Here is a 16893-nt window from a genome sequence, read left to right on the forward strand (position 1 = left end):
CAAATGGAAGCGGAAGGTGCCGTCGTGGTCGAGCCTGCCACGGAAGTCGAATGGGACTACCAGGAGATGGTAGGAAAAAAGCGCGCGGACTTAGCGCCAGGGCCGCTTGTGAGATGGAGGCCAGTATCCCGGGATACTGTGGCGACTCTTCCGCAACTACTATTCGGTGGGGCGCATCATGCTGAAGGTCACCGTAGAGGTCGTCGGTCAAAGCGGCGCCGGCAGGTGCCTACCCGCGCCACGCATCATCCATCTTTGACTTTGTCGCCCGTGCGCTCGGAGTCGGGTTGACCGGGGCCGAGGAACTCCTACCTCGTCCCGAGCCCCTCAGTGTTCCTATCTACCGTTCAGGGAATACCGACTACGTTCGCCCGGGCGAAATACCTGAGCCGGCAGCGACGCTCTTCCGCAAACGCATTGAGTATTCAGGGTGCCCCGTCATTGAAGAAGACCCCACGCCGATGGACTGCGCTTACGCGTCCGACTGGCATGACTTTTTGACCGGCCGGCGATAGCGCTGGAGAACGCGCTGCACCCGAAATCGTCGACCGCGGATTCATTCATGTTCTCCAGCAGCCTGGGGCAAGCCGTGAGACACTGGAGTTGAGTCGTTCGTCGAGCCTCTCACCCTAGTCGCCTGCGCGTACCAGTAGCACTCCTCTGAACCGGAGGTGAAACGCTCGATAGCGCGAGGCCAAATGTCAGATTGTCAATATCTTCTTGCGAAATGCGCAACTCTTTCGCGAGCATGCTACGAGTGACGCCTTCATTTCGAAGGGCATCGAAGACCTTCCGCAATATTTGTGAGGACTCAGCCCGCATGGGGTGCGGTTCCTTGGTTCGATAGCCGTTCTTCGCAATCTGAATGCAGAGGTTTCGATACGCCCACTCAGAGAAAAGTCCTAACTGATTCATCCTATACGCTAGGGCTGCTAGCGACACGCCCCAAACCTGCTTGAACTGCATCAGCTTTTCCACGGTCACTACACCTATCCCGTGGCCACGAACATTGGCCGGGGGCATAAGAAAGGCGGACGCGAATGCGTTCGCCTCGCGTTCCATGTCCGGCTTATGCTCCTCACCATGTAGCATGCTATGCCGGTCGCGCACCAGGTGGCCCAGTTCATGAGCGGCGTCAAACCGGCTATGCTCTCCAGACTTAAATGTGTTGAGAAAGACGAAAGGGGTCTCGCGATGCCATACGCTGAACGCATCGACCTCCCTCGCTTCTATGGCGAGGGAGTAGACCCGGATGCCCTTTGCTTCCAGCAAATGAATTAGGTTGCCGACGGGGGCCTCCCCCAGACCCCATATTCTGCGAAGGGTTGCGGCGGCGTCCTCGGGAGAGAGGTCGCTGAGGTCAGGAAGGTCCGCTTCGGGAAGACGGAATCGCTCTTCAATCCAGTCGTTCAACAAGAACGCCGTGACGCCGGCACCCAAGGCAACGTTTCGCAACATTGCTGACATCTTCGACATCGAGCGAAAGCTGGCAGTATCTGGCTCGATGAATGGCAGGTCGACACCGGCGAAGAAGTCGACGGGGAACCGGAGAAGTGCTCCAATTTCGGCTAGCTTTTCTGGCTCCGGTGTGTACTCATTAGATTCGTACCCCTGGATTGAGCGCACCTGGAGGCCGAGTTCCTCTGCAAGGCGCGCCTTTGTCCAACCGCGCCGCATGCGTGCGAAAGTCAGCCTCTTCGGGTTGAAAAACATCTCACTTCCAATTTACTAAGTACCCGTGCGGCGTTCGACAGGTACGTCAATGGGTTCTGTCGGAGCATCGCGCAGACCGCCCACCTCACCGTCAGGTCGGATGGCACCCAAAATGAGTCGTTCATGCCAGTCTGCAATCTGCTTCTTCTCGAAGCGAGATGGCAGAGATAGCTCAACACGAATCTCATCATTTCCGTCTTCACCAAGCGCGACGTGATACAGAAGAACCCACAGTTGGGTCGCTTCTCTCGAGCCGGCCAATGCTGCAGATACGAAGCCCGCGTCGAAAAGCTTAAGTTGCTCTTGGTTATTCGCAACAGCCTGCTTGAGCACGGCTCCCTTCACCGCTTGGTTCGTCGGGTGGCCATTGACTCGGCCAGTATCCACGTCACCCGTCATCACAACGATTGCCATGGCCCGGTCAGGAGAAACAATAAAGGGACAGTTGCGCAGGTTCTCCAGGCTCCATCCGCGACTCGTCAGCATCGAACGAATCGCGAACACTGCGCCGTGGTAGTGATACGTACCTGCAGCAGTCGTAGCGTGAAACGGAGTTGCTTCAACGCGCTGCCGGTATCCGTGCTCACTCACCTCCGTGAACAGCGCCTGGTCAAGAGTGGTGTCCAGCTCTGCGAGTCGAGCCGCGACGAGCGTAGGGTCAGACACGATACGGCAGGTAGTCTGATTAGGCAACTCGGGAAAGCCAGGCAACGTTTGCGTCAAGGGCGCCTCCAAGGGCTGTTAGCTTCCGATTATGGTACCACGTATTGAGGTTATAAAACCGGAAGTAGTGTGTTGCCTATTGCTTCCCCGACTCTCTCCCCAGGAGCCCGCTGCCGAACATTCGCCGCCCGGTCTTCCAATTTTCCGTCCGACAATTATACTGTATATTCATACAGTATTTTGTTTGAGACCATGCTCCCAGAACCAGCGAATTGCCCGTTGTGCGGCACGGCCGCGGAGCGGATACGGTCGTCCCAGCTACGCGGGTTCAGGTACACCTGTCCCGCGTGCGGCGCGTTCGGAGTTGAGTCGGCCGCGCTGACCGGCCTGGTTGCACCTGCCTCGACGCGGCAAGACCTGGCCCGGTTGCGGGCGTATGGACATCTGCCGCTCATTCAGCGCGACAAGCGGGGTGTACGGGTCGGCCCTGGCCGAGCGTAGGACATGAGCGCATTCACGTCACGCACTGCGGCCGCGCTGAGGAGAGCTGCGAGAACAGGTCCGCTACGGGGCGTGGGCCAGCGCCGAGCCTCGGGATTGAGGAATAGCATCATGGGCAACAGTCACTTGGCTTCGAAGTGTCATCTTCGGGGAGACAGCTCCGACGAGCCTCCAGTCCTCGGGGCAAACGGCATCCTGGGACGCATCCCCGGACAGTATGTCTCAGCGGCCCTGAGTCTCCTCCCGCCCGCGGCATCAACGCCGGCGTGCCATCAGGAAGTCGAGATGGATGCTGGACCTGCAGGAAGAGTCCGCTTCTTCGCGGAGAAGATGAGAGCCCGGCACCACCGACACTCGCACTATTTCTGGTCGGTGTACCGTGCGGAACCGGTGAGCGTCGTGAATCCGCTCTGATGGCACGTTCCCGATTACGACTCGAAACAGGCATGTCGAATGAACACGGTATCGGAGTCCGCAGCGCTGCGGCGGAGCGACTCTGATTCAATGCCAGGTGCGCAAATAGGTAGCGGCGTCTCGGTGTCACGTACGGCGTCCATGCCCGTATCACCTTCCGGCACAACACGCAGGTAAATGTGGCGCGCCACGATAGCAGCCACGACAACGACGCCGGCGGTAAGGAATGCTCTGCCGAGAAGCCCTGACCAAGTAGTCACGCGATGACAACCATCAATCGTATAAATCGCGGTACATGTCACCGCAGTGATAGTCACGGTAGTACCGCCAGACACCTGCAGCGATACCAACAACGACGAGAACCGGCCATACGGCATTCGCGAGCGGAAATGACGGCTCGCACTGCGCCGTTCTTAGCGTACTAGCCGCCATGCAAGGAATCGTGTTGATAGCTTTGGCGCCCAAAAAAGCGAGGAACGCGAAAAGCCACCATCTGGCGGTTTCCCACGACAAACCGATACTGTAGTTGCTGAACTGAAGGACGACGTCGACGCCTTGGCATATTCGGACTGAGGTTGAGCGGATGTCATCACTCTGCCTCATGTCGTGGCAGCCGGCGCCCCTCAACAGGGTGATGTTGTGGAAACGAGACTATCCCCGACCGGTGACCTCGTTCACCTGGAAGACGCTGGATGTCAGAACGATGCGAGAGTTGCTTGGCACTCTGCGATTCCTGGCTGCCACATCTCTGATTCGCTGCCATCCGTGCATGAAGGAACCGAGCATTGCATGGTTCCTATCCTCGGCGGGGAAGCCTGCAATCGCCAGACCGAAATGGTTCTCCAGAGCTTCGCGACTGACCGCAAAAGTCTGGTAGTACCCGCCGATTAGATACTGGAACTGGACCCCAACGTCGTCATCGACGTCCGCCACCTCAAGCCCAACGGGGTAGACCATAGCCTTCTCCCAGCGCATATCGATGGCGTTAGAACACACGTGATGCTTCAGCTAGTGACGCCTCTGTTCAATGCTAACGTGAGCGAATCCTAACGATGCTCAGTTTCAACGCCCCTAACTCGCCCCTGGTTGAACGTCTTTCGGATACGCAACAACTACGGGAGCGTGCTGCCGCGATTCTTTGGGTGAAGTCCCAGATGGCCAAGCACGGCATTTCGATTGATGACCTGATTGCCGCTGACTGCTTTGCTGCAACCAATTCGATTTTCAACTGCCAAAAAGTCCATCCTGTTCGCTACAGAGATGCAGACGGTCATAGCTGGGATGGCCGTGGTGACCCTCCCGAATGGCTTCAGCGAGCAGTGAATGCTGGCCAGTCGGTCGACCATTTCAGGACCGGGTGATTTGGCCACGGTGCAGAATTCCTCCGCGCTCTAAACGAGACAACCACCCCAGTGGTTTTAGCCCGTTGCAGTCAGTGATGGCTCGCGACCGGCGCAAGTCCGAGACTTCGTTTTGAGGCTAACTGGGCCATCGTCTCCAGACATGTTTTGACCAACAGGCTCCCGCATGCCGGCCAGATGACGTGTTATTGTCATTGAAGTCTCCCTTCAGGTCGTGAAGCGCATTGCGGGCAGTGGCAACGAAGGCGGCATCGAACAACCACAAAGAGCGCCATACCGCATATTTCTGAGCTTGTAGCTTGGAGATGCCGCAAAGGAAAGAAGCCGGCCATTGGGCGGCTTCTTGGTAAGAACGTCGGAACTTCTCCTCTCCGCTCATTGCAAGCACCTCCGCTTGAACCTACCAAGCCGGCAACGCGTCGTATTACCCAGCGCCAGCCAGTGAGGTCTTAAAGGCCTTACATCCGTCCTATACGGACCCGTTGGGCAATCCTACATTAGCGATTCACATATGTGAATTTTGCCTTCCGACCCCGCCCTCCTTAAACCATCATCGGTGTACCGCGCAGCTCAGCGTTCGACTGCCTTCAAGGAGACCATTTTGTCATCCCAACCAATCAGGTTCGCCGTCACCCCTCCCGACCCCAGCATAGCGTCGCTTCGCAACGATGTGAGGGAGTTCCTTCAACAGGCACGAGCTCAGGGCATACATCGCACCTCTACGCACGGCTGGGCGGTTCCTGATGCGTCCTTCAGTGAAGCGCTTGGCGCGCGCGGCTGGCTTGGCATGACATGGCCCAAGCGCTACGGTGGCCACGAACGAACCGCGCTGGAACGTCACGTTGTTACTGAAGAGCTCCTGGCGGCAGGCGCCCCGGTCCGGGCCCATTGGGTGGCAGACCGCCAAAGTGGCCCCTTGCTACTGCGCTTTGGTACTGAGTATCAGCGCGAGACCTTTTTGCCCGAAATGGCCCGAGGCAAGCTGTACTTCTGCATCGGCATGAGCGAGGCCGATTCCGGTTCAGACCTAGCGTCCATCCGAACGAAGGCGGAAAAGGTAGACGGCGGGTGGCTTGTCAATGGCGCGAAGATTTGGACGAGCAATGCGCACCGGGTGCATATGATGATTCTCTTCGCCCGGACGGGGCCGCGTGGCGAAAGTCGGCGAGAAGGCGTCAGTCAATTTCTGGTTGACCTAAAGACGCCTGGCATTACGATTCGTCCCATCCTGAACCTTGCTGGGGAACACGACTTCAATGAAGTCGTGTTCTCGGATGTTTTCGTGCCGGACGCGATGGTCATCGGTACGATTGGCAACGGCTGGCAGCAAGTTACTAGTGAGCTGGCTTATGAACGCAGCGGCCCCGACCGCTGGCTCAGCAGCTTCCACGTTCTCAAGGCCTATCGGAAGGAGGTTGGTCGCCAGCAAGGCGATTCGCCATCCATCGGGCGATTGGTGAGCAAGCTGTGGACGCTGCATCAAATGTCGATGTCTATCGCCAGCATGATGGAGAAAGGCATCACTCCCAGCGTTGAAGCTGCCCTTGTCAAAGACCGTGGCACCCAATTTGAACGCGAAATCCCCGAAATCTTGCGCATGCTGACTACGGACTCAACCCGAGCCGATGCAGATGTGCCGTCAATCTTCAACGACTCGCTTGAGTATTCCTTGTTGCACGCGCCCTCTTACACCATCCGTGGCGGCACGAAGGAAATTCTGCGCGGAATCATTGCTAAAAGCCTGGGGTTGCGATGAACGATATCTCTGAAATGCTCACGGACAGTGCCGCGCGCCTGTTCGACGATGTTTGCACACGCGAAAGCCACGATGAGGCCGAGGCAGGAAACTGGCTGCCAAAAATGTGGGCATCTATTGACGCCGTTGGCCTCACTTCGCTTGACGCCTGTTGCGAAGACGCCTCGTCGGAGCTCGCGATTATGGCCGCAGTGGCCAAGACCGCAGGAGCCTTCACTGTCCCATTGCCTATCGTGGAGAATCTGGCAGCACGACGAATGCTGAGAATTGCCGGTCTGGGTGCGCATGACGGTCCAACTACCATTGCGACGAACTTGCCTCAGAACCGCCTGAAACTCCAGCATGAGGGCAGTCGGTTTGTTCTTAGCGGCCAGCTCAAGCGGGTACCGTGGGGTAGACACTGCACGACGATTGTGGCCACGGCATTGGCAGACGATGGAATTGAGAGAACTGTCCGGCTGACCGGCATGCAGCCCGACCGGCTTGGAAAGAATCTGGCCGGTGAGGCGAGAGACGATTTCCGTTTGGACAATGTCCTGGTCGAAGCGGATGCGGTTGGCCAAGCATCGCGTGACGCAAGACTTCCGACTCCATTCCATGAAGGCGCCCTGCTACGCGGGTTCCAGATTGCCGGTGCCTTGGAGCGTGTTCTGCAAATGAGCGTGCAGTACAGCTGTGAACGCGCACAGTTTGGACGACCGATTGCTAAGTTTCAAGCCATCCAACATCAGATTGCCGAACTGGCGGGCCATGTTGCCTCTGCGCGTGTCGCCGTGGACGCAGCCCTGGTTGTGGCGCAGTCCCACCCTGCAGCGTTTGAAATTGCAGCAGCCAAACTCGCCGCCAGTGAGGCCGCAACAGCTGGGTACGCCATTGCTCATCAAGTCCATGGGGCGATGGGGTTCACGCACGAACACGCGTTGCACCTGAGCACGCGCCGCCTAATGTCCTGGCGGGACGAGTACGGCTCTGAGTTCGAATGGGCAGCGGCCGCCGCAAGTCAACTTAGGAATATCGACAGTGATGCACTCTGGCAGTTCATCACAGCACCGCATGAAGCGGTGGCGAACCGGAAAGGGGACTGACCATATGCTGCGCAAGTTCTTCTCTCCCTCCAGCATTGCTGTCATCGGCGCCACACCCGGCACGGGGCGAATCGGCGGTAAGGTACTGTCTACGCTTCTGGCACAACGCTACGAGGGCAACATTTACCCGGTGAATCCCTCCCACCAGGAGATTGCCGGCCTTAAGACGTATCCTTCCGTAGAAGCAATCGGCCAACAAGTAGATGTCGCTCTCATCGCGATTCCAGCAACGCGAGTCCCTGCGGTCGTGCGCGACTGCGCCAGTCTTGGCATTCCGTATGTCGTCATCTTCAGCTCTGGTTTTGCCGAGGAAGGAGAGGCTGGTCGTCGACTCCAAGCGGAACTCGAGGACATTCGCAAGGAAACCGGCATACGGATTTCCGGACCAAATGCCGAGGGATACTTCAACTCAATAGCGAGCATCGCCGCAACATTCAGCCCAGCGCTCAATATCGAGAGCGGCAAGGGTCGTGCGGGAAAGCGTATCGGTGTGGTATCGCAAAGCGGCGGCCTGGGCTTTGCACTCTATAACCGTGGTCGTCGTGAAGACCTCCTGTTCAGCCACATTGTCAGTGTTGGCAACCAGGTCGACCTTGAGGCTGCAGACTACCTTGAAGAGATGGTGGACGACTCGGCCACTGACGTCATTCTGATGTACGCCGAATCCTTCAAGGACGCGCGCCGCTTCATCGGCATCGCGCAACGTGCGGCAGAGCGCGGCAAGCCAATCGTTATGGCCAAAGTGGGACGCTCGAAAGCGGGTCAACGCGCCGCTGCATCCCACACCGGTGCCATTGCCGGGCCGACGCAAGTCTGCGATGCCGCCCTCGCCAGTGCCGGCATTATCCAGGCCCAAGACCAGGACCAGTTGTTGGACATCGCCGCCGGGCTTTCCCACTATGCGCCTATTACCGGCAATCGCGTGGCAATCATCTCCACTTCTGGAGGTACTGCAGTCTGGCTGTCGGATGCCTGTGAAGCCATGGAATTTGAGCTCCCGGAGGTGGACAGCGAACGCCAGAAGCAAATCGCGGAATTCATCCCGGCATATGGGTCAACCGCCAATCCGGTCGACATCACGGCACAGGGCGTAAATGCCTATGCAAAGTCGCTGGAAGTTCTGGCCGATGCCGACTACCTCGATGCGTTCATCATCGTGTCGTCCTTCGCCCATGAAGCGCGCCTGAGCTCAGAGGGCGCGGAACTGGCTGAGTTAGTCCGACGGGTTGGGAAGCCAGTGCTCTTCTACAGCTACACGGTGCCATCCGAAGCGTCTAGGGCACTGTTGCGAGAGTATGGTATCCACTGCTTTACCACCATGCTCGGGTGCGTTCGTGCGCTCGCAGGCTTGCGAACCTATGGCCTCCTCCAGCAGCGACTGGCCGCTCGCCCGGCACGACAATCACCGCCCGACCTTTCACTCGCAGCAGTCGAGCTCCTGGGCGCCCGTCAGTCAACGCTCTGCGAGTACGAGTCAAAGTCTCTGCTGCGGAACTTCGGAATTCAGTGTCCCGACGAGCTTCTCGCCGACGATGTCGACTCCGGGCTGGCTGCAGCCCACCGCCTTGGGTATCCAGTAGCCCTAAAGGTTCAGTCACCTGACTTACCACACAAATCTGAGGCGGGTGCCATCGCACTGAACATACGCGACGGTGACGCGCTCCGGGTGAACTTTGACCGTCTGCTCACGAATGCACGGACATACGCTCCCGAGGCTGAAATCCGTGGTGTTCTGGTGCAGCACATGGCCCCGGCCGGCGTCGAAATGATTGCCGGCATTGTCAACGATGCTGAATTCGGGCCCTTTGTCATGGTGGGCCTCGGTGGCATCTATGTTGAGGTTCTGCAGGATACGGTGCTCGCCCCAGCTCCGCTAGACAAGCAAGAGGCGCGGCGAATGCTTCGGTCCCTGAAGGGTTGGCCGCTCCTAGCGGGCGTACGCGGCGAACCGCCTCGCGATGTCGAAGCTATGGCAGACCTGCTCGTGCAACTCTCCGACCTCGCCGTTGCCGCCGAAGGCCACCTAGCCGAACTCGATGTCAATCCCATCTTCGTCCATGAGCAAGGCAAGGGCCTGACCATTGTGGATGCTCTCGCCATCAGGAAATGATAATGAGCGAACTTCTTTTCGATGTGTCTGAAGGTGTCGCGACGATTACTCTGAATCGTCCGGATAAGCTGAATGCTTTCACGACCGAAATGTTGAGCGCATGGGGCGACGCACTGCTGGAAGCGCAGAAGCGTGACGACGTCCGAGCCATCGTCCTAACTGGCGCAGGCCGCGCATTCTGTGCCGGCGGCGATGTCGGAAATATCGGCGAGCGCCGCGAAACCGAGAATGCCTACATGCGCAAGATGTCGCTGAGCGACCGGGTGCATCGCATTCCCTTAATCATGGAGACGCTGGACAAGCCGGTAATCGTTGCCGTGAACGGCATCGCAACCGGCGCCGGCATGGACATGGCATTAATGGGGGACATCCGTATCGCCTCGAGCAGTGCGCGCTTTGCCGAGACCTATATCCGCATAGGAATCATGGCAGGCGATGGTGGAGCATGGTACCTGCCCCGCTTGATTGGGATGCCGAAGGCGCTCGAGCTGTTGTGGACCGGCCGGTTTGTGGAAGCTGACGAAGCTGAGCGAATTGGATTGGTCAACCACGTCGTTCCCGAGGCGGAACTCATGCCTAAATCCCTCGAGCTCGCAGAAAAGATTGCGAACGGGCCTCCCCTTGCCATCCGGATGATGAAGCGTGCCGCCTACCAGGCAGCCACGCTTAGTCTGCGCGCTCACCTAGACCAAGTGTCATCGCACATGGCTGCGATTTATTCGACAGAGGACCACAAGGAAGCCTTGACTGCATACAAAGAGAAGCGGCAAGCCGTCTTCGTAGGCCGATAGCTGGGACAAGACAATCATATCCAGGAGACAACGATGCTGAAGAGGTCCTTTGCTGCAATCGCCATGGTGATTCCAATGCTGCTTGTCAAAAACGCGACGGCGGCCGATGCCTATCCCACCAAACCTATCAAGCTGATTGTTCCATACACGGCCGGCGGGTCTACCGACAACATTGCTCGACTGCTGGCTGAGCGACTGCGCCTTGAGCTCAAACAGCCAGTCGTCGTCGAGAATCGTCCCGGAGGTAATAACCTGATTGCGGCGCGGGCACTGTTAGCCAGCCAGCCGGATGGCTACACATTGATGCTTGCCACGAATGGCCTTCTCGCCGTCGCCCCGGCCCTGTATGGAAAGCTGCCGTTTGACCCGGTCAATGGCTTTTCCCACCTAGGCTTTGTCAGCGGATATCCATATGTTGTCGTCACCGGGGCGCACGACACGAAGCGCTCGCTGCAAGACTATATTGTTCGGGCCCGTGAGAAACCGAAGTCCGTCTCGTATATGGTGGTAGGCAACGTCACGGCCATAGCGGGGGCGATGCTTAAGTCGCGGAGCAAGGCAGACCTTTTGGAAGTGCGGTACAAGGGGGGAGCGGACGCCATTTCTGACCTGATTGCTGGCCGAGTGGATTTGGGCCTTATCGCTCCATCCGTCGCATCTCCCTTGATAAAGTCCGGAAAGCTATCCCCGCTCGCTGTGACGACGAAGTCCCGCTTCAACGCCATGCCCGATGTCCAGACGGTCGGGGAGGCAGGCGGCGGCTTAGAGGAATTCCATGTCGATGTATGGAGCGCTCTTGTTGCCCCACCCGGGGTCTCGCCACAAATCGCCAGCCGTGTCGCACAAGCCTTGGGCAACATTACGAAGGACTCTGCCTTCGCTACAGACTTGGCAAAGAATGGTGAATACCCCATTCAAGGAGGACCGACAGACGTCAAAGCGCGAGTGGGCCGTGAAATGCCGAAGTGGAAATCAGTGGTCGAGAGCACTGGAATGTCGTTGATACAGTGAGCAGTCTTAACTCCATTGCTTCCTTCAGCTATGCTAAGGCCGGTCGCAACCAGTTTCAAGGCTCTGTCATGGTGAAGTCCGCCATCCGAATTGTCGAGATTTTCGAGCTGTTCGACCGGCTGCAGCGCCCGCTAACCCTTTCCGAAGTCGCCGATACACTAGGCTATCCCAGGTCGAGCACGATGGCGTTGCTTCAAAGTCTAAAAGCGCTGGACTACATTGCCTTCGATGAGCTGGACAAGCAGTACATGCCAACAGCTCGAGTCGCACTGCTTGGTGGATGGATTCACGGCCGTGTCTTTCAGGATGGTGTGATTGTCGCTTTGATGAATCAGTTGCAGCGCGAAACCGGCGAGACGGTCATGCTGGCACTTCAGAATGGCATGCATGCCCAGTATGTTCACACCGTTCAATCGCAAGAACTGCTCCGCTTCTACTTACGCCCTGGCATGATGCGACCCATGTGCCGCAGCGCGGTCGGGCTCGCATTGCTGGCGCAACAATCTTCTGAGCGAGTCAAGAGGCTAGTCGATAGCGTCAATGAACAGAAAATCGACCCCGAAGGGCCCATTTCTCACGCGAGCCTCGTCCGCAGCCTTGAAAACATCCGAGCACAGGGCTATGCGTACAGCGACAAGGTTACAGCTGACGCCTGCGCGATTGCAATCGTACTGCCTAATAGAGCTGGCCAGCCACCTACGGCCTTAGGAGTCTCCGGTCCAACGCGGCGTCTCGCGAAACAAAGGGAACTCATTTACCGGTTGATGAAGGAACTCGCGACGGAGCACCTTAGCGCACGGTTTCCAATTCGTCGCCCGGTCAAGTGACGACTATTCGGAGAACAAGGGTCCCATGCCACCGCTCGAGCCAAATCGATTGATACGCACCGAGACGCGTCCGCTGGAAGGACTTTCTATGCTGCGCCACGAGGTTGCTGCATTCATCAAGGACCTCCGCCGGGAAGCGTCTTCCTTGTCGTCGCAACAGAACGGAACCCCGGTGACCGCTCTTGAGGAATTGTTATGGCAATATTTACTCAATGTCCATCCACGAACCAGGCTGCTTGCCTTCGCTGCGGCAGTCGATATCTGTCCACGCTTAGCCGTTCAACGCCTTGACGATGCGCATACCATCGCCAGCGATTGCCCGCTACTTCGGGCACTGTTCTGGTCAGCCACGCGTCGGCTCAGGCTTTTTGGCTGGCTCTCGCCGCGATGCACTGAGCAATGACATTACGGGCTCGCGCGAGTGGTAGGCGATACCCATGCTTTCTTCATGCAATTGAGCGTGACTACCGAAAGTCTGCCTTGCCATGCCATCGCATCCAACCTCATGGCGGCTTGAGTCATACCGGCCGAAGGGACCGACGCTATGCTGGATGCCACGTCGTCTTCATCGGAATCGCCGGCAAGCCGCTGAGCGAAAAACTGAGCGTCGCCGCTGCCCTCAAAACATGCGGGGCCAGCTTATGCAACTTCGGGATAGTCAGTCGGATAGCGGGACCAGAGATACTGACCGAACCGAGCACCACTCCTTTTGCCCCTTTAACAGCCACCGAGACGCTGGCTGCATCTGGGCTTCGCTCCCCGCGCGTCACGCAGAAACCTTGCTTGCGGATGGCGTCGTACGGCGCGCCAGGATGGTCCAGCGCAGCGAGAATAACTTTCCCCGCAGCACCTCGCTCCAAGGGAAGCAATTCACCCAGTCGCACATGGCGTCGTAGTCCACGCGGCCCCTCTGCCCGCATAAGGCACGTGCGAACGTTTTCTTCGTAGATGAAGAACGAGGCGCTCTCGCCCGACACGGCTGCAAGTTCCTGGAGTACAGGTTCGATGACAGCATGCACATCGAATTGCGCCTGATAACGCGACCCTATGAAAGCGGCGGCGGGACCGAGCCGCCAGGCGCCGTCCTCGCGCTGCACGAGAAATCTAGCCGCTGCCAGTGTCCTAGCCAAACGCAAGGCCGTCGGCTTTGGCATACCAGTGCGGCGTGCCAAAGCGCTCAGCGAGAGAAAGATTTCGTCGCCAGAGAAGCAGGTTAGCAGCGAAAGTGCCTTGGTTACCGCCTGGACTGTATCGCGCGACGCCACCTCTTTCGCCACTGACTTTTCAGAAGGCTTGGTCCTGGTTGCTGGCAGAGTCACCGCTTCGCTCGTCGCCGAAGCGACAGCGCTGCGAGGGTCCACCGATTTCCTTGAAACGCTTGGACTCCTGCTGGCATTCGCAACCACGTCTTTAGCCTCTATTAGGCCACCATCCCGGCCAAAAATTCACCAATTGCGAGCGATGATGTCAACCCAGGCGATTCAATGCCAAATAGGTTGACCAGTCCTCGCACCCCATGCGACTGCTCCCCTTGTATCACGAAATCAGTACCCGCATTATGCAGAGATTCCGGACCTGCGAGTCGCGGCCGAATACCCGTATAACCAGGCTGCAGAGTCCCATCTCGCAGGCCCGGCCAAAAGCGGCGGATGCCTTCATAGAAACGGGGGGCGTTGCTGGCGTCGAAGGTGTAGTCCACTTCCGAGCGCCAATCGATGTCCGGTCCGAACTTGCACTGTCCGCCCAGGTCCAGCGTCACGTGAACACGCAACGCTGCTTCACGGGTCACTGGATAAACCAGATGGGTGAACGGGGACCGGCTTTGCAAGGTGTAGTAGTGACCGATGGCGTAGTACACCTCCGGGACGAGTTCTTTCGGCATCCCCTCGATTGCTCTTGCAACCTCATGTGCATACAGGCCCGCCGAATTGATGACGGTGCGCGCCAGCAGTCGAATAGGTTCGGCTCCTCCAATATCGAGCTCGATACCATTATCCGTCGCTTTGCCTCCGGCAACAGGGCTGTTCAACACCAGATTCGCACCGGCCGCTTCGGCGTCTCCGAGGTAGGAGAGCATCAGGCCATGACTGTCCACGATGCCTGTCGACGGCGAGAACAGTCCGGCAACCGCTTGCACTTCCGGTTCCAGCGCTCTGACGCCTTTGGCATCCAGCATCTGGAGGTCGTTGACATCATTGGCCTGCGCCAGTTTCATGTACTTGTGGAGGCCGTCGACCTCAGACTCGCTGGTCGCCACGATAAGCTTTCCAACGCGCTTATGGCCGATACCTCGCTCGACCGCATACTCGTAGATGGCGTCGCGCCCGCGTCGGCACATCCGCGCCTTCAAGGACCCTGGAGCATATGACAACCCGGCATGCAATACTTCGGAGTTGCGGGCACTGGTCTGGGTGCCAAAGGCATTCTCCGAGTCGAGCAGCAGGACCTCTCTGCCAGCTAGGGACAGTGCGCGCGCAATGGCGATTCCGACCACGCCGGCGCCTATCACGACACAGTCTACGCGTTCCATAGTTTCAAGGTGGTGTTTTGGACGGGATGTCCATGGTCCTAGTGTAAAAGCGCGGCCCTCGCCTCAGGCGGGCACGGATTGCCGGGCCGCCCAGGCTTCTAGCCTCGGATAGACGCGAAGCGCATTCTGGAAGTAAATTTTGTCCCGATTCTCGGCCGATAAGCCGAGCGCTCCGTCGATGTATCGCCGCGTATCATCGAAATTAAAACCGGTTTCCGGGTCGACGCCTTGTACGGCACCGAAAGCCTCCGATGCGAAAAGGATATTTTCCGATGGGACAACTTTGAGAAGCAGGTCTATGCCAGGCTGGTGATAGACGCACGTATCAAAGAAGACATTACGCATCAACTCGGTTAAGGGCGGCCGACCTAGTTGCTGCGCCAAGCCTCGATATCGACCCCAGTGATAGGGGACGGCACCGCCTCCATGCGGGATGATTAATCTGAGGGTCGGAAAATCGATGAAGACGTCCGATAGCAATAGCTGCATGAACGCAGCCGTATCCGCGTTGAGGTAATGCGCCCCAGTGTGGTGGAAGTTTCGGTTGCACGAGCAGCTCACATGAACCATGGCCGGCACATCAAGCTCGACCAGCTTTTCGTACAGTGGGTACCAATATCGGTCCGTTAGCGGGGGGCCGCTCCAATGGCCGTCCGACGGGTCGGGATTCAGATTACATCCGACAAATCCGAGCGACGTCACGCACCTGTCCAACTCCAACACGCAAGCGTCCAACCCGTTGCCCGGCGACTGAGGCAGCTGGCAGACACCGGTGAACTGTGACGGGTACAGCGATGTGACCCGATGAATGAGGTCGTTGCACGCTTGGGACCAGTGAAGGCTTGTGGTCTGGTTGCCCACGTGATGAGCCATCGCGCTCGCCTTCGGCGACAGGATGGTCATGTCGATACCCCGCTCTCGCTGCAGACGAAGTTGGTTCTTCTCCAGACTCTCACGAATTTCATCATCGCTAATCGTGAAGTCAGGCGGCAGCGCGGGCGACCCGGGCTCCAGCAGTTTCGCTGTCTGCCGCTTCCGATAGTCGTCAAGCGACTTCGGCGCAGTGGTGTAGTGCCCGTGGCAGTCGATAATCATGCTCCTCCCCTCCATCGAGTTCACCGCACAACTACTCAGTTCAGGGTGACGTTTGCGCTACGAATCACCTTGCTCCATTGAGCTGTTTCCTGGCGCGCCTGAGCATTCAATTCCTCCGCCGAAGTGACATGCAAGTCGACTCCTTGCGCGTCTAACCGGTCGCGCAAGACCTTGTCGCTCCCGATATTGATGAGCACGTCATTGAGACGCTTCATCACTGGCGCAGGCGTGCCCGCAGTCGAGTAGATGCCATACCAGGTGGTGTACTGGAATCCTGGCAACCCGGAATTGGAGATTACGGGGATGTTCTTCAGGCTTGGCGACGTAGAGGGCGCCGTCACACCGATTGCGCGAATTGCACCCTTCTCAATCATGCCCTTCAAGGATGGGTAGCTGGTGAACAGTGCCTGAACCTCACCGGAGACTAAATCGTTCACGACTTGTGAGGTGCCCTTGTATGGCACGTGCCCAATATCGATTCTCGCTGTTGCCTTGAATTGCTCCATACCCAGATGGGCCAGACCGCCCACGCCAGCTGAGCCAAAGTACACCTTGCCGGGGTTGGCCTTGGCGTATGCAATCAACTCTGCTGCGTTATGAACGGGCAGCTTTGCACTGACCACCAACACGTGAGGGCTGGTCGAGACCATGCCGACCGGCGACAGACGCTTGGCAGCATCCCCGACGCCTTTCGTCAGTAGCGGCTGAATTACGATGTTCCCCGAGGCAGCGAATAGCAGGGTGTAGCCATCCGGGGCTGCCCGGGTCACTGCATTCATGGCAGGCAGACCCGCGCCACCGCCGAGATTGTCCACCACGACGGGCTGCCCAAGCTCCTTGCCCAGTGCGAGTCCAATCTCTCGCGCAACTACGTCAGCAGGCCCGCCCGCCGCAAACGGTACGACAAGCCTGACAGGCTTGTCCGGGTAGGCTGCTGTCGCAGCGAAGGGTTGCTTGCAAAGCAAGGCGGCGCCGATGCCGCATAGCATTGTCCGAACCAGCGTCGATGTACGCATGAGTTTGTCTCCTGTACCAG

The 16893-nt window shown here is 58.1% G+C and carries 15 protein-coding genes; 8 read left to right on the forward strand and 7 right to left on the reverse strand.

What is annotated here, in order from left to right:
• Positions 1-624: 624 nt before the first annotated feature.
• The 3 genes from B552_RS0116745 to B552_RS0116760 all read right to left on the reverse strand — a co-directional run bounded on the left by B552_RS0116745 (position 625) and on the right by B552_RS0116760 (position 4266).
• Positions 625-1713, reverse strand: a complete 1089-nt coding sequence (locus tag B552_RS0116745; protein WP_019450197.1) for an XRE family transcriptional regulator — start codon at positions 1711-1713, stop codon at positions 625-627.
• 15 nt (positions 1714-1728) lie between these two features.
• A complete protein-coding gene (locus tag B552_RS0116750) occupies positions 1729-2436 on the reverse strand; it encodes a hypothetical protein (RefSeq protein WP_019450198.1) in 708 nt (235 codons plus the stop codon).
• Between the two features lie 1506 nt (positions 2437-3942).
• Complete coding sequence (locus B552_RS0116760) at positions 3943-4266, reverse strand: DUF1488 family protein (RefSeq protein ID WP_157160274.1); 324 nt, start codon at positions 4264-4266, stop codon at positions 3943-3945.
• 77 nt (positions 4267-4343) lie between these two features.
• Between B552_RS0116760 and B552_RS28525 the strand changes: the two genes are divergently transcribed.
• The 8 genes from B552_RS28525 to B552_RS28910 all read left to right on the forward strand — a co-directional run bounded on the left by B552_RS28525 (position 4344) and on the right by B552_RS28910 (position 12635).
• Complete coding sequence (locus tag B552_RS28525) at positions 4344-4652, forward strand: H-NS histone family protein (protein ID WP_083860312.1); 309 nt, start codon at positions 4344-4346, stop codon at positions 4650-4652.
• A 601-nt stretch (positions 4653-5253) separates the two neighbouring features.
• Positions 5254-6408, forward strand: coding sequence for an acyl-CoA dehydrogenase family protein (locus B552_RS0116765; protein WP_019450201.1), 1155 nt, complete (start codon positions 5254-5256; stop codon positions 6406-6408).
• Positions 6405-7493 (forward strand): acyl-CoA dehydrogenase family protein, encoded by a 1089-nt coding sequence (locus tag B552_RS27610; protein ID WP_019450202.1) that lies wholly within the window; start codon positions 6405-6407, stop codon positions 7491-7493. Before B552_RS0116765 ends, B552_RS27610 begins: the two co-directional genes overlap by 4 nt.
• Before the next feature lie 4 nt (positions 7494-7497).
• Entirely contained in the window at positions 7498-9603 is a 2106-nt protein-coding gene (locus B552_RS0116775; RefSeq protein ID WP_019450203.1) for an acetate--CoA ligase family protein, read from the forward strand.
• A gap of 2 nt (positions 9604-9605) precedes the next feature.
• Positions 9606-10394 (forward strand): enoyl-CoA hydratase-related protein, encoded by a 789-nt coding sequence (locus tag B552_RS0116780; RefSeq protein ID WP_019450204.1) that lies wholly within the window; start codon positions 9606-9608, stop codon positions 10392-10394.
• Positions 10395-10427: 33 nt separating this feature from the next.
• A complete protein-coding gene (locus B552_RS27615; protein ID WP_019450205.1) occupies positions 10428-11405 on the forward strand; it encodes a tripartite tricarboxylate transporter substrate-binding protein in 978 nt (325 codons plus the stop codon).
• 68 nt (positions 11406-11473) lie between these two features.
• Positions 11474-12232: an IclR family transcriptional regulator gene (locus B552_RS27620; RefSeq protein WP_157160276.1), complete on the forward strand. Its 759-nt coding sequence runs from the start codon at positions 11474-11476 to the stop codon at positions 12230-12232.
• A gap of 25 nt (positions 12233-12257) precedes the next feature.
• Positions 12258-12635, forward strand: coding sequence for a hypothetical protein (locus tag B552_RS28910; RefSeq protein WP_157160277.1), 378 nt, complete (start codon positions 12258-12260; stop codon positions 12633-12635).
• A 139-nt stretch (positions 12636-12774) separates the two neighbouring features.
• Here B552_RS28910 and B552_RS0116795 read toward each other — a convergent pair whose 3' ends face one another.
• The 4 genes from B552_RS0116795 to B552_RS0116810 all read right to left on the reverse strand — a co-directional run bounded on the left by B552_RS0116795 (position 12775) and on the right by B552_RS0116810 (position 16873).
• Positions 12775-13551, reverse strand: coding sequence for an IclR family transcriptional regulator (locus B552_RS0116795; RefSeq protein ID WP_237718232.1), 777 nt, complete (start codon positions 13549-13551; stop codon positions 12775-12777).
• Between the two features lie 101 nt (positions 13552-13652).
• Positions 13653-14762 carry an NAD(P)/FAD-dependent oxidoreductase gene (locus B552_RS0116800; RefSeq protein WP_019450208.1) on the reverse strand — a complete coding sequence of 370 codons (1110 nt, stop codon included), beginning with the start codon at positions 14760-14762 and terminating at the stop codon, positions 13653-13655.
• Positions 14763-14825: 63 nt separating this feature from the next.
• Complete coding sequence (locus B552_RS0116805) at positions 14826-15857, reverse strand: amidohydrolase family protein (RefSeq protein ID WP_026035747.1); 1032 nt, start codon at positions 15855-15857, stop codon at positions 14826-14828.
• 35 nt (positions 15858-15892) lie between these two features.
• The gene (locus tag B552_RS0116810) at positions 15893-16873 is read right to left on the reverse strand and encodes a tripartite tricarboxylate transporter substrate binding protein (protein ID WP_026035748.1); all 981 of its coding nucleotides are present in this window, start codon (positions 16871-16873) and stop codon (positions 15893-15895) included.
• Positions 16874-16893 lie beyond the last annotated feature (20 nt).

Origin of the sequence: Cupriavidus sp. BIS7, assembly GCF_000292345.1 — a bacterium.
Classification (GTDB): Bacteria; Pseudomonadota; Gammaproteobacteria; order Burkholderiales; family Burkholderiaceae; genus Cupriavidus.